This window comes from Enterobacter cloacae complex sp. IR5459, assembly GCF_049238005.1.
Lineage (GTDB): Bacteria > Pseudomonadota > Gammaproteobacteria > Enterobacterales > Enterobacteriaceae > Enterobacter > Enterobacter hormaechei_C.
Genome location: NZ_JBMKIG010000008.1, coordinates 1 through 20,667, shown reverse-complemented (window position 1 = coordinate 20,667; position 20,667 = coordinate 1). Strand labels below are relative to the sequence as shown.

Genomic DNA, 20,667 nt, shown 5'->3' with positions numbered 1-20,667 from the left:
TATCAATTGCGGGTAGGATGCCTCGCCATGTTTTGCCTTATCCATACACAGAATGACTGGAAAGGCAGCATGTGTCTGCGCAGAAGCAATCGTTTGTTTCGGCATCTGCCAGGCAGGACTATCACGTTAATGGTTCAGACAGGCAAACAGGTAACTCAATGAAAACAAGCAATAAAAGCGCAGCCGATCATCATGCTGCGAAACGTCGCTGGTTGAACTCTCATGAAGAGGGCTATCACAAGGCGATGGGCAACCGTCAGGTGCAGATGATCGCCATCGGCGGCGCTATCGGTACAGGTCTGTTTTTAGGTGCAGGCGCACGTCTGCAAATGGCTGGCCCCGCTCTCGCCCTGGTCTATCTGGTGTGCGGGATCTTCTCTTTCTTCATCCTTCGTGCGCTCGGCGAACTGGTACTCCACCGCCCTTCCAGCGGCAGCTTTGTCTCTTACGCCCGCGAGTTTCTTGGTGAAAAAGCCGCGTATGTCGCGGGCTGGATGTACTTCGTTAACTGGGCAATGACCGGTATTGTCGATATCACCGCCGTTGCGCTGTATATGCACTACTGGGGCGCGTTTGGCGATGTGCCGCAGTGGGTGTTCGCCCTCGGAGCGCTGGCAATTGTCGGGACCATGAACATGATCGGCGTGAAATGGTTCGCCGAAATGGAGTTCTGGTTCGCGCTGGTTAAGGTGCTGGCCATTGTGATCTTCCTGGTGGTCGGGACCGTATTCCTCGGCACCGGTAAACCGCTGGACGGTAACGCAACCGGCTTCCACCTGATTACCGATAACGGTGGTTTCTTCCCGCACGGCCTGCTGCCAGCGCTGGTTCTGGTGCAGGGGGTGGTGTTCGCCTTTGCCTCCATCGAACTGGTCGGTACGGCGGCAGGTGAATGCAAAGATCCGCAGACGATGGTGCCAAAAGCCATCAACAGCGTGATCTGGCGTATCGGCCTGTTCTATGTGGGCTCCGTGGTGCTGCTGGTTCTGCTGCTGCCGTGGAACGCATACCAGGCGGGCCAAAGCCCGTTTGTAACCTTCTTCTCTAAGCTGGGCGTGCCGTACGTGGGCAGCATCATGAACATCGTGGTACTGACCGCCGCGCTCTCCAGCCTGAACTCCGGACTCTATTCGACGGGCCGTATCCTGCGCTCCATGTCGATGGGGGGCTCTGCGCCGAAGTTTATGTCGAAGATGAGCAAGCAGCAGGTGCCTTACGCGGGTATTCTGGCCACTCTGGTGGTGTATATCTTTGGCGTGTTCCTGAACTATCTGGTGCCGTCTCAGGTGTTTGAGATCGTGCTGAACGTCGCTGCACTGGGCATTATTGCCTCCTGGGCCTTTATTGTGGTGTGTCAGATGCGTCTGCGCAAAGCGATCAAAGAAGGAAAAGCGGCTGACGTCAGCTTCAAGCTGCCGGGCGCACCGGTGACCTCCTGGCTTACCCTGCTGTTCCTGCTGAGCGTGCTGGTGCTGATGGCCTTCGACTACCCGAACGGTACCTACACCATCGCCACAATACCGCTGCTGGCGGTGCTGTTGATTGCTGGCTGGTTTGGCGTTCGTAAACGCGTGAATGAAATCCACAGTACCGCACCGGTTCATCCTGGAGATGACAAACAGGACGGTCCGCTGGTGGAAGAGACGTCGCGTTAATAAAAAAGCCGGGTGGCGGCTTCGCCTTACCCGGCCTGCATTTCATGTTTTTTTTATGCCCGGTAGCGCACCACCACCGGGCAAATCCCACATCAGAGCGCGATACGAATCACATCGTCAGGCTGGGTCGCTTCCTGCTGACGGGTTGATTTCTGTTTCACCGTTACGTACAGCGTTTTACCGTCCGCAGACAGCGCCAGGCTGTTCGGGTAAACCGGGGTATCGTAGGTCTTGGTCACTTTGTAGGTTTTGGCGTCAATCACGCTCACCTTGCCCGCCTCGCGGTGCGTCACATAGGCTTCGTTACGCGCCGGGTTAAACAGTACGGCCAGCGATTCTGGCGCGGCGATTTTCTGCATCACGCTGCCATCTTTCAGATTCACCACCAGCACTTCTGGCTGTTTTGAATCCGTCACAAACGCACGCTGGCCGACAGTGTCCAGGCTCAGGTTCAGGTAGAAGTGCTCTTTTCCGTCATCCTGCACTTTTTTACGGCTGAGGATTTTGTTGGTTGCCGTATCAATGGTCACCAGCTCGCCGTCCGCATTGGTGGTATACAGGCGTTTTGCCTTCGCATCCAGCGCCAGTCCGGTGCTGAACGTGCCGGTGTTCGTGATAGTGTCCTTCAGCTTCAGCGTTGCGCCATCAACAACCCAGATCACGCTCTCCTTGCCGATGCCGGTAATGTACACCGTATTGGTCGTGTCATCGGCCACCAGCTGGCGCGGCTGAAGCGGCTTCACCGTGTCGCTACGCTTGCGATCGTCCAGCACCAGGCGCCCTTTAACCTCGCTCGTTTTGGCGTCAATCGCCGTCACGGCGCTGTTGACGGTGTTACCGAACCACAGCGTCTGGGTGGCGTTATCGATCGTGGCGCCAAACGGCTTGAGATCGTTATGAATCGCCTGCGTCACTTCCAGCGTGACCGGATCCAGACGATAAACCACGCCGCCCTTATCGGTTTTGCGGCTTTGTGACGTCGCAACCCACAGCGCGTTTTCCTGCTGGCTGACGGCCATTTCATACGCGCCCTTGCCGACCGCTTTGCGCAACATCTCTTCAGCGGCATGAACCTGGAACGTACCGGCAAACAGTAAAGAGCCCAACAGCAGAGACCCACGCAGGCGCGGCGAGCACAGATGACGTAAAGACATAACAATTCCTTTTTAAATGAGGAGATTTACCGCTGACATCACTTCCGGTGGGCAAAGTCATCGCTTTGCCGTTATTTTAATGAGAATAGTAATCATTAATCAGTTGAATGTGGAGTATTTCTTTCGTTCAAAGCCTTACATTCACGAAATGTGCGGTTATAGTTTTCATAACATTTACAAAGGATTTAACATATATACACAGGTTCCAGTTGATTTGGTTCGAATTTTTCTTAACCGGTTTACTCCATGAAAATTATTACTGCCCGCAAGGCATCACTACCCCTGCTGTTCGCTCCCGTCATTTTTGGCCCGCTGAGTGCGATGGCCGCGGATGAACAGACCCTGATCGTCAGCGCCACGTCGCAAACTGTCTCCGAACTGGACACCCCGGCCGCAGTCAGCGTGGTGAGCGGCGAGGATATGCGACATGCCACACCGCGCATCAACCTTTCTGAATCCCTTGGGAGCGTGCCTGGCCTGCAAATCCAGAACCGCCAGAACTATGCTCAGGATCTGCAACTTTCCGTTCGCGGATTCGGCGCGCGTTCAACCTTCGGCGTACGCGGGATCCGCATGTACGTGGACGGCATTCCGGCAACCATGCCCGACGGCCAGGGGCAGACGTCAAACATAGACCTCAACAGCATTGAGAGCGTCGACGTGCTGCGCGGCCCCTTCTCTGCCCTGTACGGCAATGCCTCCGGCGGCGTAATCAACATCAACACCCAGACCGGACAACAGCCAGCCACAATTGAAGCCAGCAGCTATTACGGCAGTTACGGCACCTGGCGTTACGGCATGAAGGCCACCGGTGCGGTGGGCGACGGGACTCAGGCGGGGGATGTGGACTATGCGGTATCCACAACCCGCTTCACCACCCATGGCTATCGCGACCACAGCGGCGCACGGAAAAACCTCGCCAATGCGAAACTGGGCGTACGCATTGATGATGTCAGCAAGCTAACGCTGATTTTTAACAGCGTCGACATGAAAGCCAACGATCCGGGCGGACTGAGTTATCAGGAGTGGCAGAACAACCCACGCCAGTCACCCCGTGGCGATCAGTACAACACGCGTAAAACCATTAAGCAGACCCAGGCCGGGATCCGCTACGACCGTCAGTTGAGCGAACAGGACGACCTCAGCGTGATGATGTACGCCGGTGAGCGTGAAATGACCCAGTACCAGTCCATTCCGGATACCGCGCAGACTGAAAATCCTGCGCATTCGGGTGGCGTAATTGATATGCAGCGCCACTATCAGGGTATTGATACCCGCTGGACCCACCGCGGTGAGCTTCTGGTGCCGGTAACGTTTACCACCGGCCTGAACTACGAAAATATGAGTGAAAATCGCCGCGGGTATGAAAACTTCGTGATGAACAACGGCGTGCCGGATTTTGGCGTGAAGGGTAACAAACGCCGTGACGAACGTAACCTGATGTGGACCCTTGATCCCTACCTGCAAACCCAATGGCAGCTCACGCAAAAGCTGTCCGTTGAGGCGGGCGTGCGTTACAGCTCCGTCTGGTTTGACTCCAACGATCATTACATTACCCCTCAAAACGGCGATGACAGCGGTGACGCCAGCTACCATAAATGGCTCCCGGCTGGTGCGGTGAAATACGCCATGACCGACGCCTGGAACCTGTATGCCGCGGCGGGACGGGGATTTGAGACCCCTACCATCAACGAACTCTCATACCGTTCTGATGGCAAAGGCGGCCTCAATATTAATCTGCAACCGTCAACCAACAACACCTATGAGATTGGCAGCAAAACCCGCATCGGCAATGGCATCCTGACGGCGGCACTGTTCCGCACGGATACCGACAACGAGATCGTGGTGGACGAAAACAAAGATGGTCGCACTACCTACAAAAATGCGGGGAAAACGCGCCGTCAGGGTGTGGAAATTGCGCTCGACCAGCAGTTTGCCGAAAACTGGAAGCTGAAAATGGCGTGGACCTATCTTGATGCGACCTACCGTACCAACGTCTGTAGCAATGCAGACTGTAGCGGCAACCGGATGCCGGGGATTGCCCGTAACATGGGGTATGCGTCGTTTGGCTGGGAGCCTGAGGAAGGCTGGTACGCGGGGGCAGATGCCCGCTACATGAGCGACGTGATGGCAAACGACACCAATACCGCCAAAGCGCCCTCTTATACCGTGGTCGGTCTGAATACCGGGTATAAACTCAATTACGGCAAATGGGGAATGGACATCTTTGGTCGCGTCGATAACCTGTTCGATAAAGAGTACGTCGGTTCAGAGATTGTAAACGCCGGCTACAATCGCTATTACGAACCCGCCCCTGGCCGTAACTATGGCGTGGGCCTGTCGGTCTCTTATCGCTTTGAGTAAAACATTTTCCGGCAGCGCACGTTGCCGGTAAAAAAATAACATCATTCCCGGTAGCCTTAAGCGCCGGGAATATACTCAGGGAACTTTAAAACGAATAAAAAAATAAGTGCGCCAGTGCGATCCTTAACTGTAGTATTGCCGTTGCAGGAGGATATTGGCTTCATCAATGGCTCGGTCGATCGCTTCCCGACTGGCCGTCACGTCCCTTTGCTCAAGCGCAGAAAGCAGATCGGCATAATGGTAAGTCGTGGCAGGGATATCTTTCATCTCTTCGTGCAGGTAGTTGATACACGGACCAATCCGTACCCATAGCTGCTCAATCAGCGAGTTCAGGGTCGGCATTTCGGCATACTGATAGAGCGTAAACCGGAACACGCGGTTGGCATGGATCGCCTTCTGCACGTCGCCCTGATGCATGGCGGTGCTGAAGTTATCTGACAGCGCGCGTAATGCACCCAGTTTGGTCTCGGTCATATTCTGACATGCCGCCGCAACGGCCATCGGCTCAAGCTGTTTTCGGATGGCGTTAATTTCGTTATAACGCTCCAGCGTAACCTCTGGCACCAAAAACGCCTGAGCAGGCGTGGCCTGTAATGCGCCTGCCGACACCAGGCGCAGCAGGGCTTCGCGCACTGGTGTGATGCTGGTGCCTAATTTATCCGCAATCTCTTTCGTGATGAGTCGAGCCCCAGGTTTTAATGAGCCCGTAATTAACGCTCCCTTTAAACTGTTCTCAACTTGCATCGTCAGACTGATTCTTTGTGCTTTTTCCAGGTTTTCCAAATCAAGCATGTTTAATTCCCGTAGCCAAAACAAAATGCCATTTTCAGCGACTGTTTAAAAAAACATCGCCGGTTTGATATATCCTGTATCGTCATGCCTGGTATGAAGGGCGCGCGTTAAAATAAAAATTGTTCAATTACTATTACGTTTACCACTTCTGGCTCAGCTGGGCCGATGGCGCGCAATGCTTATGGATTAATTAAAGACAATATATCGTATCTTCACAAATAATTATGGCGGACTTTGCCCGCCATAACCGATGCTCTGTTTAGTCCGCCGCCACGCGGATCACGACCTTGCCGAAGTTTTTCCCTTCCAGCAGCCCAATCAGCGCCTCCGGCGCCGCGTTCAGCCCTTCGGTGACCTGCTCGCGATAGTGTATTTTGCCTTCCTTCACCCAGCGTCCCATTTCCTGCTGGAACTCGACGATACGATGACCATAGTCCTGAGCGATGATAAAGCCCTGCATGCGGATGCGTTTTTTCAGGATGGTCCCCATCAGCAGCGGCAAGCGATCCGGCCCCTCCGGCAAGTTGGTCGCGTTGTAGCCGCTGACCAGTCCGCAAACCGGCACGCGCGCGGAGGTATTCAGGAGCGGCAGTACGGCGTCAAAGACTTTACCGCCGACGTTTTCATAATACACGTCAATGCCCTGCGGGCAGGCTTTCGCCAGCTGTTCGGCAAAATCATCCGCATGGTGATCCAGACAGGCGTCGAAACCGAGCACGTCGACCGCATGACGGCATTTCTCCTCCCCGCCAGCCACGCCGATGACCCGGCACCCTTTGATTTTTCCGATCTGCCCCACCGTTGCGCCAACCGGCCCCGTGGCCGCCGCCACGACGAGGGTTTCCCCTGCCTGAGGCTGGCCGATATCGAGCAGCCCCATATACGCGGTGAAGCCCGGCATCCCGAGCACGCCGAGTGCCCATGAAGGATGCGACGGGTTTTCACCCAGCTTCACCAGCCCCTGCCCGTCGGACAGTTCATACTCCTGCCAGCCGCTGTAACCCAGCACCCATTCACCCTCTTTATAATCCGGATGGCGGGAGGTCTCGACGCGGCTTACCGTGCCGCCCACCATCACCGCACCAATCTCGACAGGAGGTGAATAGGATGGCGCATCGCTCATACGGCCCCGCATGTACGGATCAAGCGAGAGCCATACGGTGCGTAATAATACCTGTCCCTCTGCGGGCGTGGGGATCGGCTGCTCTTCCAGGCGGAAATTTTCGGCAACCGGCGCGCCGTGTGGACGGGAAGCCAGTACCCAGCGTCGGTTTTGCGTAGTTGATTGATTCATTCTTCGCTCCTTACTGCTGAAAATGTCATTCAAGTCTGGCACGTTATCCTGCGGATCGCCTTTGCATTATGAGCCGGACTGATTAAGCCGCACGACCAGATAGAGGCACGATTCATCCGTTTCGTTGATAAACCGGCAGTCGTTCGGCGGCCCGAGTTCCAGACAATCTCCGGCCTTCATTTCATGGCGGGTATCCCCCTCCAGAAAGACCAGTTCACCTGCCTGCAACCAAATCAGCTGTCGCGCCAGCGCGTAAGAGGAAGCGGGCATCGGCACATCGCTGCCTGCGGGTAGCTCCACCTGGACGAGGTCGATAGGCATATCGGTGCGCGGCGACACATGGCGACGCAAATAGTGGGTTTGCGGATCGCGCCAGACGGGCTGGTTCGCCAGACGTAACAGTTTGCCCTCCTGCATTTCCGCGCGCGCAATGAGCGTAGACATGCTAATACCGAAGGCACCGGATAACCGCGCAAGCAGCGTCGCCGTTGGGCTACTGTCACCCCGTTCAATCTTATGGATCATGGCGCGTGAGATACCTGCCCGTTCGGCCAGTTCGCTTAATGACCAGCCACGCGACTCGCGTTCAAGGCGTATGCGGGCGCTAATGCGTTGATTCATATTGTCTGTCATTGTATTCATGACGTCATACTATAGTGTACGGATGGTTTTTCGGGGGAGTTTTGTGACAAAAAAACAGGGATTTTGTCGTAGCGATGGAATACATGAACTGTGTAATATTGTGACAAAACCATACTACTATAGTGAACAACACAGCCAGAGGTTAACCATGATTGTTCGTCATGCCTGCAAAGAAGATTGTGCCGCTATCGGTGAAATTTATAACCATGCGGTGCTGCACACCGCCGCAATATGGAACGATACAACTGTCGATACCGATAACCGTATTGCATGGTTTGAGGCGCGCACGCTGTTGGGTTATCCGGTGCTGGTCAGTGAAGAAGAAGGTGTAGTGACGGGATACGCCTCATTTGGCGACTGGCGAGCATTCGACGGTTTTCGCCATACGGTGGAGCACTCGGTTTACGTTCATCCCGATCATCAGGGCAAAGGCATTGGTCGACTGCTAATGACGGAATTAATTAAGGAAGCCCGCCAGATAGGTAAACATGTGATGGTTGCCGGTATTGAGGCGCAGAACCAGGCGTCGATTCATCTGCATGAAACCCTGGGCTTTATTACCACCGGAAATATGCCGCAGGTAGGAACCAAATTCGGTCGCTGGCTGGATTTAACCTTTATGCAACTCCAGCTCGATGAGCGCAGCGATCCGGATGCTCTGCCATGAATCAATCGTTGACGTTAGCATTTCTGGTGGCCGCCGGGATTGGGCTGGTGGTACAAAACACCCTTATGGTGCGCATTACGCAATCCTCTTCCACCATTCTTATCGCCATGCTGCTGAACTCGCTGGTGGGGATTGTGTTGTTTGTCAGCATGTTGCTGGTGAAAAATGGCCTGGCGGGGTTTAACGAACTGGCGTCAACGGTGCGCTGGTGGACGTTGATCCCCGGCCTGCTGGGGTCTTTTTTTGTCTTTGCCAGTATTAGCGGATATCAGAATGTGGGCGCGGCAACGACCATTGCCGTACTGGTGGCAAGCCAGCTGATTGGCGGTCTGGTGATGGACATCCTCAAGAGCAACGGCATTCCCCTGCGCGCGCTGGTTGGCCCGGTCTGCGGCGCAGTGATGCTGGTGGTTGGCGCCTGGCTGGTGGCACGGCGCCAGTTTTAACCCTTACAGGATAGTCCCACCCTGCGTGAGGTGGGCATGGCGTGCCTCCGCCTCTTCTTTATGTTGCTTGCCATGATGCGCAATCGCGGTACGCAGGCGCTGCTGCTGGGTATAACGATCTTCACGGCTGAGCTCTGCATCATCGCTTAATTCGATCAGCAGTTCGTTCATGTGGGTAATCACGCTCTCTTCGATGGTGGCATCGACGCGGGCGATAACTTTGTTTAAATGTGACATTGTCACTCCTTATCACGTGCCGGGTGCTAACTGTAGGCCGGGTAATGCATAGCCGCCACCCGGCAAGAATACGATCAGTTCAGCTTCGCTTTCGAGAAGTCACTGCCCATCAGACTCACGCTGTACCCGGTCACGTTGCTGCGGGTCGCGTAGAACGTTTTGCCGTTAGCTAACGCAATCCACGGTGCCTGCTGGTAGAAAATCTCCTGTGCCTGGCCATACAGCTTCGCACGTTCGTCCGGGTTGCTGGTCAGTTTGGCCTTTTGCACCAGCTCATCATACCCCTTATCACACCAGCGCGCGGCGTTAGATCCGGTTTTGATGCTGTTACAACCCAGCAGCACATCGGCGAAGTTGTCCGGATCGCCGTTATCAGACATCCAGCCGAACAGCGCGGAATCATGCTCGCCTTTACGCATGCCGGAGAGGTACTCACCCCACTCGTAAGAGACGATTTTCGCCTTCACACCCACTTTCGCCCAGTCAGCCTGGATCATCTCCGCAATGCGTCGCGAGTTCGGGTTGTACGGACGCTGAACCGGCATGGACCAGAGGGTCACTTCCGCGCCCTTCTCCAGACCCGCCTGCTTCAGCAGCGCTTTCGCTTTTTCCGGATCGTAGCCGTAATCCTTCAGGTCTTTATTAAAGCCGAGCATGTTCGGCGGGATCGGCGATTTAGCGACCGTACCAGACCCCATAAAGACCGCGTTCACAATGGCCTTTTTGTCCGTCGCGTAATTCAGAGCCTGGCGCACCAGCACGTTATCAAACGGTTTTTTCTCCGTGTTGAACGCCAGGTACCCCACGTTCAGCGCATCCACCGAGTGCAGGGTCAGCTCTTTGTTTTTCTTGATCGCTTCAAACTGCACCGGCGACGGCGCAGGAATGATCTGACACTCGTTCGTTTGCAGCTTCGCCAGACGCGTCTCAACGTTTGGCGTGATGGAGAAGATCAGGTGTTTGGTCGGCACCTCACCGTCCCAGTAGTTCGGATTGGCGACGTAGCGGATCAGCGAATCCACCTTGTACTGCTGAAGCACATACGGGCCGGTGCCGATTGGCCAGGTGTCCACATTTTCAGGTGTCCCCTTTTTCAGCATCGCGTCCGCGTACTCGGCAGAGAGGATCGAGGCGAAGTCCATTCCCCAGTCGGCCAGGAACGCCGCGTTGGGTTCGCTCAGCGTGAACTGGACGTGATAATCGTCGATCTTTTTCACATCCTGAATGAGCTTGTCGAGGCCCACGTCATTAAAGTATTCGTAATTACCCTGGGAAACATTGTGATAGGGATGCTTAGGGTCTTTCTGACGCATAACGGAGAAAATAACGTCATCAGCGTTAAAATCACGGGTAGGTTTGAAGTATTTATTGCTGTTGAATTTTACCCCTTTACGCAGGGTAAACGTGTATGTTTTGCCGTCTGGCGAAATGGTCCACGACTCGGCCAGAGAAGGCACCGGCGTGTTTTTTACCGGGTCGAAGTTAATCAGACGGTTATACAGCGTTTGCGAGCTGGCGACAAACGAAGGTCCAGAGCTGGCGATCTGCGGGTTAAACGACTCCGGCGACGCCTCGGAGCAGTAGATAATGGTGTCTTTATTTGCCGCCCATGCGGCGCTTGCCGGTAGCAGCGCGCTCAGCGCGAGGGCGAGCACGGTTTTCCCTGTAGACATGGTTATTACCCTTTCGGTTTTATTATAGTGAACAGTAATAACAGCACAGACGTATTGGCCTGACAAATAACGAATCACTATCAGGTTATTCTAAAGCCGTACATTTCGCTGGTTTTAGCATCACCCCGCAGAAACCGATTTGCCTTAAGGTTCATTATTCGTCAAGCACAACCATCACGATCAATGCCGCAAGAAATCGTCCCTTTTATCGTCTCCTCCGCCGTTTGCTTGCTTAGCTGTTTCGTTAAAGTAATGGCGTGAAGAAGTCTACAGGACCAAATCGTGGCAAAAACACTTTTACGCAGCGGTAATCTGGATGATTTTCAGGCCGTTGGTGGCGGCGGACAGGCCGTTTTTGAATCAGCGCTGCAAATCCGCGAAGCGCTTCGGTTGCGCAAACAACAGGCTATCGTCGATTGTCTGGCCATCCCCCAGGTCTACGACGGCGGCGATCGCGTTGACTGGTACTCCCCGGTTGAGGGAACCGTCTCCAGCTGGAAGGCGGCGGATGAAGATGATCGTTATCGCGCCCTACGCTATCTGGAAAACACGCTCGCCAGCGTGGAGTCTCTGAGTAAAAAATGCCTTCAGTCACCGAAAACGGCGCAGCAACTGTTTGGCTCTCTGCTCTCAAAAGCCTTTCAGTTTCCCGGTGAAAACTTTGTTTTCCTGGTGGATGGCAAACCGGTGATCTGCTTCTGGGGTTTCGTCAATCTTAACGAGAACGCGCGCGACGACGTGCTGGACTGCCTGCGCGAATCGTTGGTCCCTGAACCTGAGCCAGTGGTGATTAACGAGCCTGAACCTGAACAGGAGCCAGAACCGGCCCCGGTAGTGACCTTTGAGCAGGCCGACGCGCCGCTTATCACGCCTGTGGCTTCAGTCCGTATCACCGAAGATGAACTGTATACGCCAGAGCCGGTGCGCATGAACGCCGCGCCGCCAGAGCCCGCACCGGCGGCCATGCAGAAAAAACGTCGCTCTCCCCTGTGGTTGCTGCCGGTTGCCGCCGTCATTATTGCGGCCATTGCCACCCCGCTGCTTTGGCCAAAACAGGCCCCGACCGCAGCGCCTGTTGCCACACCAGCGCCAGTGCCTGTCGCCATTGCTCCGGCCCCCGTAAAGACGGTCGAGCCGCTTGAGCTGAAACTCCCGCTGCACCAGGCCGAAGTGGTAGAGCCGAAGGTGAAAACGCCTGCACCGGCAGCCGAACCAGTGGTCATTACCGCGATACCGAAAGATGCGATGGTGATGGAGGCAAACCAGGTCAAAGCGGGGTTAACGCGCTTCCTGAATGGCACCTGGCGCGCGTTTCTCGATGTGCAGGATCCGCTCACCGGCAAACCGCCGTCGCTGCGCTACCAGATCCAGAACAATAAAGGTTTCGCCCGGGTTGTGCATGGCGACAACATTGTCTGCCGGGTAGACGTCTTTTCCGGATTACACAGCAACGGCGAGCTGTTGATCAAAACGCGCGGAAACGCTCGTTGCACCGACGGTTCACGCTATCCGATGCCGGAAGTGACCTGTAAGGCAGGTGCCAGCGACGTGGCGGAATGCACCGCACGTTACGATGCCAACACCATCGTTCCTCTGACGTTCAAGAAAGCAGGTGTCTGATCCTATGCTGGTTAATCTTTGCGACTATAAACAGAGCGTGACGCTGATTGCTAACAGCGGCGTGCAGTTTCTCGATTTTGGCCTGACTCCGCAGGACACCGCCAGCAACGGGCGTTTCGTGCGTAAAACGGCAAATGGCCCGCTGTTGCGCCTGGATTTTGATCTGGTTAACGGCCGGTACACGCTGCCTGCCACCGATGGCGGGCAGCCGGAAGTGGTCAAGCCTGAAAGCACCATTCCACTGCATAACTCCCTGAACGTGCTGGACGGCGTCTGGCTGCCGCTCCCTTTCCTGCGCTTTAACCCGCCGCGGACGTTTGTTGATGGTCCGGATAACTGGGCGCGCGTCCAGGTACGAAAGCTTTCCACTCCCGACGCGGCTGGCAATACGCACCGGGTCACCGTCGCGCTCGACAGCCAGATTGCAGAGCATGCAACGTCTGCCCTGTCGCCGGTTGAAAACGATATCCTTAACGGCACGCGTTTCGCGCTCGCCTGGCGCGACAGTGAGGTTGAGAGTTTCCTTGACCAGACCTGGATTGACGGCTGGCTGCGCGAAGCCTTTACGCAGTTTGCCGACGGGGTTGAAAAACGCTCCGAGCGGGAGCTGCATCAGGCCATGCGCAGCTTTGAATATCAGGCACACTGGCTCAACCTGCTCTCCATGCTCGGGGAACAACTCACCGTGCCGGAAGTGAAGTTTGTCACCCATACCCTGAGCACCCCTGCTATTCCTGTCGATCTGATCCTTGACGTAGGCAACACCCACACCTGCGGCGTGATTATTGAAGATCATGGTGATGCCAACGACGGCCTGCGCCAGACGGCTGAACTTCAGGTACGATCTCTGAGTGAGCCACAGTTCCTGAATGAGCCGCTGTTTACCAGCCGTCTTGAATTTTCCGAAGCGCGTTTTGGCAAGCAGCACTTCTCGGTGGAAAGCGGCCGGGAGGATGCATTCGTCTGGCCGTCCATTGTCCGCGTGGGTGATGAAGCGCGTAAGCTGGCAATGCAGCGTCTGGGCACGGAAGGCAACAGTGGAATTTCCAGCCCGCGTCGCTATCTGTGGGACGAGACGCCGGTAGTGCAGGACTGGCGCTTTAGCCAGATGAACAGCAAAACCCAGCGCGAACCGCTGGCAACTGCGTTTCCGCTGATGAACCTGATGAACGACGACGGGGAACCACTCTTTACGCTGCCGCAGGATGAGCGTCTGCCGGTGTTCTCTCCGCAGTACAGCCGCAGCACCCTGATGACGCACATGCTCTGCGAGCTGCTGGCTCAGGCGCTTGGCCAGATTAACAGCGTGGCCACCCGCTTGCGGCTCGGCTTCCCGGCCTCTCCCCGCCAGCTGCGGACGCTGATCCTCACCCTGCCTTCGGCAATGCCGAAACAGGAGCGCGAGATTTTCCGTCGCCGCATGTTCGAAGCCATCGCCATCGTCTGGAAAGCGATGGGCTGGCACCCGCAGGATGAAGATTTTGCCAGCCGCAAGCAGCAGGAAAAAAGCGTGGTGCCGGTCCCTGAGATCCAGATGGAGTGGGACGAGGCCAGCTGCGGCCAGCTGGTGTGGCTGTATAACGAAGCCATTTCCCATTTCGGTGGCCAGACCGAGGCCTTTTTCGCCTCCCTCGCCCGTCCGGATCGCGCGCCTGAGCCTGGCGTCCTGCCGGGGCGTGCGCTGCGCGTGGCCTCGATTGATATCGGCGGCGGCACGACGGATATGGCCATCACGCACTATCAGTTAGATGATGGTTCCGGAAATAACGTCAAAATCACCCCGCAGCTGCTGTTCCGCGAAGGGTTCAAGGTCGCTGGCGATGATACGCTGCTGGACGTGATCCAGCGCTACGTTCTGCCCGCGCTGCAAACCCAGCTTCAGAAATCCGGCATAGCCGATGCCTCCCAACTGATGGCATCCCTGTTCGGTGATTCAGGGCGGATCGATACCCAGGCGGTCCTGCGCCAGCAGACGGCGCTTCAGCTTTTTATGCCGATAGGTCACGCGATCCTGGCGGCGTGGGAATCGAGCGATGTTGACGATCCGCTGGCCGGGCTGCATGCCACCTTTGGCGACCTGCTTACGCAAAAACCGACGCGCAACGTGATGAATTATCTCCAGCAGGCGATTGACCATGCGTTGCCTGCCGGCTCAGAACACTTTGATCTGTTCAGCGTACCGCTGCACGTCAGCTTTCGGGAGATGCGGGACGCCATGCTGGCGGGTCAGTTCACGCTTGCCGCCCCGCTTCATGCGGTATGTGAGGCGATCTCTCACTACAGCTGCGATATCCTGCTGATCACGGGACGGCCGGGCTGCCTGCCGGGCGTTCAGGCCCTGATTCGCCACCTGCAACCGGTGCCCGTCAACCGCATCGTCTGGCTGGATAAATATCAGGTTCATGAATGGTATCCGTTCAGCCAGCAGGGACGGATCGGCAACCCGAAATCCACCGCTGCGGTAGGAGCGATGCTCTGTAGCCTGGCGCTGGATCTTCGTCTGCCGCGTTTTAACTTTAAAGCAGCGGATATCGGCGCGTACTCTACGGTGCGCTATCTGGGCGTGCTGGATAACACGATCAATACCCTGCGGGACGAGAACGTCTGGTATCACGATATCGACCTCGATAAACCCGGCGCGAAACTGGACGCCCGTCTGCACTTCCCGCTGCGCGGCAACGTTACGCTCGGCTTCCGGCAGCTGGCCAATGCCCGCTGGCCCGCGACACCGCTCTATACCCTGAGCATCAACTCTGCCGAGCTGGCGAAAGCCATTGCGGGCGACGGCGTACTGAACGTGCGCCTGAAGCTGCGTGGCGGCACTAAGCAGGAAGGTCCGGAATCTTTCGAGCTGAGTGATGCCTGGCTACAGGACGGCACGCCAGTGCCGCCGGATGCCCTGACCTTTAAACTGAATACTCTGGCCGATCGCCGACACAGCGGCAGCCACTACTGGATCGACAGCGGGAGCGTATACCTCAAATGACTGCGACGACTGCCACCACTCAGGCCTTAATCGGGTGGATCAACGAGACGCGACAGCACGCCCCGATGCTGGATAACGAAGCCGACGCCCTGCTTGCCCGCCTTAACGCACTAAGCGCGCGTGAAGAGGCGCTCGATCGCGCCCTTGTCAGCCAGGGCAGTATCGGCCTATATGGCCACTCGCAGGCCGCGAAAGCGCACCTGCTGGCTGCCCTGTGCGGCAGCGGGGACGAACGGCTGAACGTAACGCCGGGTCAACGCACTTTTGATTACTTCTCGCATATTAACCCCGGGCATGCACCGACCAACATGGCCGTGCGTTTCAGCAGAGCGTCCCGCGAGGTCGCAGACGACGCGTTTCCCCTGCGCCTGCGCCTGGTAACGGAGGCCGAGCTGGTGCAGCTGTTTATCGCGCGCACCACGCTGGATCCGCAGATCCGCGCGGTGGATAAATCGGTGATTGAAGCCCGGCTTGAGAAGTGGCGGGTGCTGCGTCAACCGCAGAGCGTGCCGGGAATGACGGCGCGGGAAGTCGCGACCATTGCCCGGTTCTGGCAAAGCGTAGTACCCGGCGCTAAGCAGCATATTGATGATGCCCTGTGGCACCAGTTTGCTCTGCTGGTTCCGTCGCTTGATCTCAGCACCCGCGCCAGCGTCTGGTCTCTGCTGTGGGGTGAGCAGCAGGAGTTAACCCAGCAGTGGCTTAAATTCGCCCAGGTGCTGCATCAAACCAGCCATGCCAGCGCACTTGCGGCGCCGTTGAGTCTGCTGGTGGACAGCTTTGGTCTACCCTGCGAAGGCTTTCTTACTCACGGGGCGTTTACCGTGCCGGAAGCACAGGAAACACTGCTTCATCCGGTAAAAAACGGCGAGCTGCTTAACGCCATTAGCCTGCCAGTTGATGTACTGGCATCTCTGACCCGCGAAGTTGTGCTGCCCGTTGAGAACTGCGTGCTGGATACCGTTGACGTCATTGATATTCCGGCCATTTCTGAGGAAAACACGCCGCTGATGATGCAGGCAAAATGCCTGTGGTTGCTGGAGCATTATCGTCAGCACATTCAGCCGGATGTCCTGGTTATCTGCAATGCAACGGCGCACCACCAGCAGACCGCGAAAACGGCAAGGCTCCTGCAAAACTGGGTCAAAGAGACGCAGCCGGTTGAAGAATCCGCGTTGCCGGGGCTGGTCTGGGCCATTACCCCTCATGATGCGCGGTTTACCACAAAGCAGAATCTGGACGAAGCGGTGCAGCAATTGCTGGGCCAGCCGGGTCTGCGCTGGGGCACGCTTCAGGCGCTCGATAGCCACAGCATGCAGCGAGTGATTGAGTGGCTGTCGCAGGCTACCCTGCCGGCACAGCGCCAGAAGCGTCTCCGCGCGCTGAAAAGGCTGTTACTAGAGTCGCTGTCAACGCTGATGCGCCCATATGTCGCGCCTCTCACTCAGGAGCCAGGCGCAGGGCGGGCAATGGCCGAAAAAATGGTCCGAACGCTGCAAGGCAGTGCCGCTCGTCATGGTGAACTGCTTGAGGGGCTTCTGCCGCCGTTAAACGCGTTTGAGACGCTGCTGACCGTCCACCAGCCTCGTGAGGAACAGGTCAACGGCCTGTTTAACGATGTTATCGATCTGTTTGCGGAAGAGACGCAGGAAAATCCAGGCGCGTTGCAGACCAAAGACAAAGCGCGGCTGGCCCATAACGTGTGGGTTAACCATCTTCGTCAGTGGAGTCGCAACGACGCGGCGGCTGCCCGTCTGGGCCTGGACGCAGAGGTATTACAGCAGATTGCGGATGTGCTGATCGTTACCAGCTATCGGCTGGATCTGCCGCTGCAACTGCAACGCATTGCAGAAAAAGATAAAAGCAGCGCCGCGCAGCTGCATGCCGCGACAGGCAATTTCATTAGCTGGCTTGGCTATGAACTGACACCCGTCTCTGAACGGCCTGCAAGCCGGATCCGCAAAGGTGAGCCAATTTTTGTGACGCCCGTTGTGAGCAGCGCCTCACCCCGTCTTACCCGACTTGGCGAGCAGCCTGTCCATGCGGCGACAGCCTATGTTTATGACTGGTTGGTTGCGCTCTACACCCGCGCGATTGAGAACGTGGATTATCAGTGTCCGTATGACGTTCAGCCTGCGGCACGGAAAGCCTTGTCTGCCTTGCTGTCTTAATCATTCCAGCCCGCAACAATGCGGGCTGCCCATTCATGAGCCGTTTATGAAGCCAGACAAAGCCTGAGCCAACGCTGACGGGTTTTCCCAGGACATTGAATGGCCCGCATCAGGGATAATTTTTACAGCAACGCCGTTTTGTTGCAGACGATTAAAATCGTCATCAGGTAGGGATCGCTCACCAAAAACTAACATTACCGGGCAGCGCAATGACAAGAACAGGTGTTCCCAGTCAGGTTTAACGCCCTCGACCAGGCTTGTTGCGCCGCGCCAGACGGCCCAGGGGGCATTACTTTGAAGGCTTCCAGTCCACGGCGACGTTTCCGCCCGCAGCATGTCATCATAGCCCTGAGCCAGAAAATGTTGTTCCGTTTGGGCCGCAATTGCCCGGCTGAACATCCCGCCACCCGCATGAAAATTGGGTTCAGACACTATCAGGCCCTTAACGCGCGACGTTAACAGCGTTGCCGTTTCGATCGCGATACTCCCCCCCATGCTATGACCATAGAGCCATAGACTATCCAGGCCGAGATGGTTTAACAGTTCAACCACCACCTGCGCCTGTTCGCTCGTGCGATAACGGTAGATGTCAGGTTTGTCACTGTAACCGCTACCGGGAAGATCGATCAGAATGGCTCTGCGCCCCCCGAAACGGGTATCACAGACAATACGAGGATATTCATACGACGATGCACAGCCCAACCCGTGGATAAACACAACCGGGTCACCGAAACCGGGAAGATCCTGCCAGCGCACAGTGCAGCCTGCTTGCTGCGAATAGAAACTGTTCATAAGCACTCCATGTATGACAAACTGTATATTTATACAGCCTCAATGTATGGAATGCTATGTCTGGATGCCGATTCTGGAAGCGTGCTTCAGAAAAGAGAGATCAACAGGGCAACAGGAAAGCTCATCGGCCAGGTGGAACCCACCAGGAATGCGCTCAACAGGCGAATACGTTTACGATCTTTAGACAGGAACCAGGTGATTAATGCGCAGATGGAGGCCATGATTGCGTAGAACACCAACATCTTTTGATACAACGTCATTCTGTTTACCTGAGCCGAAAAATAACCGCACGCAATATGCGTCATATGTTGACACAGATCAAGTTTTTTCGTTACATCATAACCACTTAAACACTATGGATAATAACAACTGAGTACCTTGTGTAACAACGCCGGGTAAAGCAAAACGGTTATTATTGATAACATGCAAACTAAATGCACTTTTTGATAAATCCATCCCCGCAGAAAGCAGTCTAATAACAGCAGGCTTTTAAGGGAGGAAACATGCTACGCATTCCGCAGAGTTGCATTCACACCCGTTCCACGCCTTTCTGGAACAAAGAAACGGCCCCAGCTGGCATTTTTAAACGTCACCTTGATACGGGCACGCGTCCGGGCGTTTACCCTCGCCTTTCGGTGATGCGTGGCGCAGTGCGTTATCTGGGCTATGCTGATGAATTTACACCTGAGCCTGACAGCGAGCTCGTCATTGAAGCGGGTCGTTTCGGCGTTTTCCCGCCAGAGAGATGGCACCACATTGAGGTGATGACCGACGACACCCTGTTCAATATTGAATTCTTTGTTGAACCTGAGGTGCTTAAGTCCCTTTAAGCACCCGCCAACATGAAGGAAACTATGATGTTACGTATTCCTGAAAACTTTGTTCATACCCGCTCGACGCCGTTCTGGAATAAAGAGACCGCCCCAAAAGCGCTTTTTACCCATCACAACACCAAAGCCGGCGTGTACGGTCGGTTGTCCGTCATGCAGGGTGCGGTGCGTTACTTTGGCTTTGCCGATGGCGACGCCACCGAGCCCGATCTGGAAGTGGTCATTGAGGCCGGTTCTTTTGGCATCTCCCCACCGCAAAAATGGCACCGCATTGAGCTTCTGACCGACGACACCTATTTTAATATCGACTTTTTCGCGGATCCTGCCGTCACGCTCAGCGGTGCGGGCATCGGTAAAGTGGTCAACACGCATAAGGAGTAAATAATGGGTAAGGCTACCTATACCGTGACCGTCACCAACAACAGCAACGGCGTGTCAGTGGATTATGAAACAGAAGCGCCAATGGAGCTGTTGATCCCGGACGTCGCGGCAGATGTCGTGAAGGATCTGGTGAACACCGTTCGCGCCTACGATACGGAAAATGAACACGAGGTATGTGGCTGGTAAGCTGAATCGCCCGGCACTGCGCCGGGCATGAGGGTTTAGTGTTTAAACATGATGTACGGCATCTTTTTGACGAACTGAGTTGAAGTAAGTAAGAAGCTAGCTAAAACCAAAGTATTAGCGCAAGACGAATCACTGCCTTATGAGGTTTTGAGTTGTTTTGCGCTAATTTTTTGCCCCAACCATGCCCCATTACATCACCGGGCAGTCGTCATCATCCCTCGCACGGTTAATGAAGAACGTCACCCGCCCCATTACCTCAACCTCTTCCAGTGCCGGGCCTTCTATCGCCTCGCCATCGTCCGTGATTAACGCCTTACCCATCAGTTTGGCAAACTGCGTATGGCCGTCGCACAAAATTAACAACACATCTCCTGGCCTTTTTTTCGTGGCTGGCTCGATGACTGCAAACCCAACATCTGTTTCAAGCACCCTGCTTTCGGCCCCTATGTTGCACAGAACGGATGGAGAAAGTTGGCGTTCGACGTAATCGGTAGCAGGTGATGCAAATCCCATTAGAGAACTCTCCCCATGTTGCGCAGGATCCAGTATCTGTTATCACTGCCGTCTGTCGTCTTGTCAGCGAAGCCTGGCTGATTGCGCTCTATCCATGCATTGGCGTCGGCTCGGGTGAAGTGCCAGTTAAAACCACGCAACTTTTCTATAAAGCTGTCTGTTCTCAGGTAGCGGTAGCCCTTTGGGTTAAGCTCTATGGCCGCAATAAAGGCGGCCTGAATATCTGAAATTCGGGGCATAATCTGCACTCCCTTTATTACTGTG

20 protein-coding genes are annotated in these 20,667 nt (G+C 55.6%); 10 read left to right on the top strand and 10 right to left on the bottom strand.

Annotation, left to right across the window (positions count from 1 at the left end):
• The first annotated feature begins 158 nt into the window (after positions 1 to 158).
• Positions 159 to 1,655: an L-asparagine permease gene (ansP, locus tag ACOTX4_RS16825; protein WP_022648235.1), complete on the top strand. Its 1,497-nt coding sequence runs from the start codon at positions 159 to 161 to the stop codon at positions 1,653 to 1,655.
• A gap of 92 nt (positions 1,656 to 1,747) precedes the next feature.
• On the opposite strand, the gene ACOTX4_RS16820 is transcribed toward ansP, so the two are convergent.
• Entirely contained in the window at positions 1,748 to 2,809 is a 1,062-nt protein-coding gene (locus tag ACOTX4_RS16820) for a YncE family protein (protein WP_023324693.1), read from the bottom strand.
• Between the two features lie 246 nt (positions 2,810 to 3,055).
• Here ACOTX4_RS16820 and pqqU point away from each other — a divergent pair, with 246 nt between their 5' ends.
• Positions 3,056 to 5,173 carry a TonB-dependent receptor PqqU gene (pqqU, locus tag ACOTX4_RS16815; RefSeq protein ID WP_045333078.1) on the top strand — a complete coding sequence of 706 codons (2,118 nt, stop codon included), beginning with the start codon at positions 3,056 to 3,058 and terminating at the stop codon, positions 5,171 to 5,173.
• 123 nt (positions 5,174 to 5,296) lie between these two features.
• Here the strand turns inward: pqqU and ACOTX4_RS16810 are convergent, their stop codons facing one another.
• From ACOTX4_RS16810 to ACOTX4_RS16800, 3 genes are all read right to left on the bottom strand, one after another.
• Positions 5,297 to 5,965 (bottom strand): GntR family transcriptional regulator, encoded by a 669-nt coding sequence (locus tag ACOTX4_RS16810; protein WP_032658540.1) that lies wholly within the window; start codon positions 5,963 to 5,965, stop codon positions 5,297 to 5,299.
• Positions 5,966 to 6,224: 259 nt separating this feature from the next.
• Positions 6,225 to 7,259 (bottom strand): NADP-dependent oxidoreductase, encoded by a 1,035-nt coding sequence (locus tag ACOTX4_RS16805; RefSeq protein WP_045333079.1) that lies wholly within the window; start codon positions 7,257 to 7,259, stop codon positions 6,225 to 6,227.
• A 66-nt stretch (positions 7,260 to 7,325) separates the two neighbouring features.
• Positions 7,326 to 7,901: a helix-turn-helix domain-containing protein gene (locus tag ACOTX4_RS16800; RefSeq protein ID WP_003856978.1), complete on the bottom strand. Its 576-nt coding sequence runs from the start codon at positions 7,899 to 7,901 to the stop codon at positions 7,326 to 7,328.
• A gap of 148 nt (positions 7,902 to 8,049) precedes the next feature.
• Here ACOTX4_RS16800 and ACOTX4_RS16795 point away from each other — a divergent pair, with 148 nt between their 5' ends.
• Positions 8,050 to 8,568: a GNAT family N-acetyltransferase gene (locus ACOTX4_RS16795; protein ID WP_003856975.1), complete on the top strand. Its 519-nt coding sequence runs from the start codon at positions 8,050 to 8,052 to the stop codon at positions 8,566 to 8,568.
• A complete protein-coding gene (locus ACOTX4_RS16790) occupies positions 8,565 to 9,014 on the top strand; it encodes a DMT family transporter (protein WP_032658547.1) in 450 nt (149 codons plus the stop codon). The genes ACOTX4_RS16795 and ACOTX4_RS16790 overlap by 4 nt, the downstream gene beginning before the upstream one ends.
• A 3-nt stretch (positions 9,015 to 9,017) precedes the next feature.
• Here ACOTX4_RS16790 and ACOTX4_RS16785 read toward each other — a convergent pair whose 3' ends face one another.
• Both ACOTX4_RS16785 and ACOTX4_RS16780 read right to left on the bottom strand, forming a co-directional pair.
• Positions 9,018 to 9,251: a YdcY family protein gene (locus ACOTX4_RS16785; RefSeq protein WP_003856971.1), complete on the bottom strand. Its 234-nt coding sequence runs from the start codon at positions 9,249 to 9,251 to the stop codon at positions 9,018 to 9,020.
• A 74-nt stretch (positions 9,252 to 9,325) separates the two neighbouring features.
• The gene (locus ACOTX4_RS16780) at positions 9,326 to 10,924 is read right to left on the bottom strand and encodes an ABC transporter substrate-binding protein (RefSeq protein WP_045333080.1); all 1,599 of its coding nucleotides are present in this window, start codon (positions 10,922 to 10,924) and stop codon (positions 9,326 to 9,328) included.
• 282 nt (positions 10,925 to 11,206) lie between these two features.
• On the opposite strand from ACOTX4_RS16780, the gene ACOTX4_RS16775 reads away from it, so the two are divergent.
• From ACOTX4_RS16775 to ACOTX4_RS16765, 3 genes are read left to right on the top strand one after another with little or no spacing between them, the layout of a single operon-like run.
• Positions 11,207 to 12,544 (top strand): SrfA family protein, encoded by a 1,338-nt coding sequence (locus tag ACOTX4_RS16775; protein WP_045333081.1) that lies wholly within the window; start codon positions 11,207 to 11,209, stop codon positions 12,542 to 12,544.
• 4 nt (positions 12,545 to 12,548) lie between these two features.
• Positions 12,549 to 15,530, top strand: a complete 2,982-nt coding sequence (locus tag ACOTX4_RS16770) for a virulence factor SrfB (RefSeq protein ID WP_003856965.1) — start codon at positions 12,549 to 12,551, stop codon at positions 15,528 to 15,530.
• Positions 15,527 to 17,701: a virulence factor SrfC family protein gene (locus ACOTX4_RS16765; protein ID WP_048244150.1), complete on the top strand. Its 2,175-nt coding sequence runs from the start codon at positions 15,527 to 15,529 to the stop codon at positions 17,699 to 17,701. The genes ACOTX4_RS16770 and ACOTX4_RS16765 overlap by 4 nt, the downstream gene beginning before the upstream one ends.
• 33 nt (positions 17,702 to 17,734) lie before the next feature.
• On the opposite strand, the gene ACOTX4_RS16760 is transcribed toward ACOTX4_RS16765, so the two are convergent.
• Entirely contained in the window at positions 17,735 to 18,493 is a 759-nt protein-coding gene (locus ACOTX4_RS16760; protein WP_045333083.1) for an alpha/beta fold hydrolase, read from the bottom strand.
• Between the two features lie 86 nt (positions 18,494 to 18,579).
• Complete coding sequence (locus ACOTX4_RS16755) at positions 18,580 to 18,753, bottom strand: GhoT/OrtT family toxin (protein WP_003856960.1); 174 nt, start codon at positions 18,751 to 18,753, stop codon at positions 18,580 to 18,582.
• Positions 18,754 to 18,996: 243 nt separating this feature from the next.
• Here ACOTX4_RS16755 and ACOTX4_RS16750 point away from each other — a divergent pair, with 243 nt between their 5' ends.
• The 3 genes from ACOTX4_RS16750 to ACOTX4_RS16740 are packed head-to-tail and all read left to right on the top strand — an operon-like array spanning position 18,997 to position 19,890.
• Positions 18,997 to 19,323, top strand: a complete 327-nt coding sequence (locus ACOTX4_RS16750; protein ID WP_015570441.1) for a DUF1971 domain-containing protein — start codon at positions 18,997 to 18,999, stop codon at positions 19,321 to 19,323.
• A gap of 27 nt (positions 19,324 to 19,350) precedes the next feature.
• Complete coding sequence (locus ACOTX4_RS16745) at positions 19,351 to 19,704, top strand: DUF1971 domain-containing protein (RefSeq protein ID WP_003856958.1); 354 nt, start codon at positions 19,351 to 19,353, stop codon at positions 19,702 to 19,704.
• A 3-nt stretch (positions 19,705 to 19,707) separates the two neighbouring features.
• Positions 19,708 to 19,890 (top strand): DUF1869 domain-containing protein, encoded by a 183-nt coding sequence (locus ACOTX4_RS16740; protein ID WP_003856955.1) that lies wholly within the window; start codon positions 19,708 to 19,710, stop codon positions 19,888 to 19,890.
• A gap of 189 nt (positions 19,891 to 20,079) precedes the next feature.
• Here ACOTX4_RS16740 and ACOTX4_RS16735 read toward each other — a convergent pair whose 3' ends face one another.
• Positions 20,080 to 20,403 (bottom strand): hypothetical protein, encoded by a 324-nt coding sequence (locus ACOTX4_RS16735; protein ID WP_137041795.1) that lies wholly within the window; start codon positions 20,401 to 20,403, stop codon positions 20,080 to 20,082.
• Complete coding sequence (locus ACOTX4_RS16730) at positions 20,403 to 20,642, bottom strand: hypothetical protein (protein WP_022650864.1); 240 nt, start codon at positions 20,640 to 20,642, stop codon at positions 20,403 to 20,405. Before ACOTX4_RS16730 ends, ACOTX4_RS16735 begins: the two co-directional genes overlap by 1 nt.
• Positions 20,643 to 20,667 lie beyond the last annotated feature (25 nt).

What these genes read in the sequence shown, in the direction of transcription:
- ansP (WP_022648235.1), top strand. Translation starts at nt 159, where the DNA reads ATGAAAACAAGCAATAAAAGCGCAGCCGATCATCATGCTGCGAAACGT.
- ACOTX4_RS16820 (WP_023324693.1), bottom strand. Translation starts at nt 2,809, where the DNA reads ATGTCTTTACGTCATCTGTGCTCGCCGCGCCTGCGTGGGTCTCTGCTG.
- pqqU (WP_045333078.1), top strand. Translation starts at nt 3,056, where the DNA reads ATGAAAATTATTACTGCCCGCAAGGCATCACTACCCCTGCTGTTCGCT.
- ACOTX4_RS16810 (WP_032658540.1), bottom strand. Translation starts at nt 5,965, where the DNA reads ATGCTTGATTTGGAAAACCTGGAAAAAGCACAAAGAATCAGTCTGACG.
- ACOTX4_RS16805 (WP_045333079.1), bottom strand. Translation starts at nt 7,259, where the DNA reads ATGAATCAATCAACTACGCAAAACCGACGCTGGGTACTGGCTTCCCGT.
- ACOTX4_RS16800 (WP_003856978.1), bottom strand. Translation starts at nt 7,901, where the DNA reads ATGAATACAATGACAGACAATATGAATCAACGCATTAGCGCCCGCATA.
- ACOTX4_RS16795 (WP_003856975.1), top strand. Translation starts at nt 8,050, where the DNA reads ATGATTGTTCGTCATGCCTGCAAAGAAGATTGTGCCGCTATCGGTGAA.
- ACOTX4_RS16790 (WP_032658547.1), top strand. Translation starts at nt 8,565, where the DNA reads ATGAATCAATCGTTGACGTTAGCATTTCTGGTGGCCGCCGGGATTGGG.
- ACOTX4_RS16785 (WP_003856971.1), bottom strand. Translation starts at nt 9,251, where the DNA reads ATGTCACATTTAAACAAAGTTATCGCCCGCGTCGATGCCACCATCGAA.
- ACOTX4_RS16780 (WP_045333080.1), bottom strand. Translation starts at nt 10,924, where the DNA reads ATGTCTACAGGGAAAACCGTGCTCGCCCTCGCGCTGAGCGCGCTGCTA.
- ACOTX4_RS16770 (WP_003856965.1), top strand. Translation starts at nt 12,549, where the DNA reads ATGCTGGTTAATCTTTGCGACTATAAACAGAGCGTGACGCTGATTGCT.
- ACOTX4_RS16765 (WP_048244150.1), top strand. Translation starts at nt 15,527, where the DNA reads ATGACTGCGACGACTGCCACCACTCAGGCCTTAATCGGGTGGATCAAC.
- ACOTX4_RS16760 (WP_045333083.1), bottom strand. Translation starts at nt 18,493, where the DNA reads ATGAACAGTTTCTATTCGCAGCAAGCAGGCTGCACTGTGCGCTGGCAG.
- ACOTX4_RS16755 (WP_003856960.1), bottom strand. Translation starts at nt 18,753, where the DNA reads ATGACGTTGTATCAAAAGATGTTGGTGTTCTACGCAATCATGGCCTCC.
- ACOTX4_RS16750 (WP_015570441.1), top strand. Translation starts at nt 18,997, where the DNA reads ATGCTACGCATTCCGCAGAGTTGCATTCACACCCGTTCCACGCCTTTC.
- ACOTX4_RS16745 (WP_003856958.1), top strand. Translation starts at nt 19,351, where the DNA reads ATGTTACGTATTCCTGAAAACTTTGTTCATACCCGCTCGACGCCGTTC.
- ACOTX4_RS16740 (WP_003856955.1), top strand. Translation starts at nt 19,708, where the DNA reads ATGGGTAAGGCTACCTATACCGTGACCGTCACCAACAACAGCAACGGC.
- ACOTX4_RS16735 (WP_137041795.1), bottom strand. Translation starts at nt 20,403, where the DNA reads ATGGGATTTGCATCACCTGCTACCGATTACGTCGAACGCCAACTTTCT.
- ACOTX4_RS16730 (WP_022650864.1), bottom strand. Translation starts at nt 20,642, where the DNA reads ATGCCCCGAATTTCAGATATTCAGGCCGCCTTTATTGCGGCCATAGAG.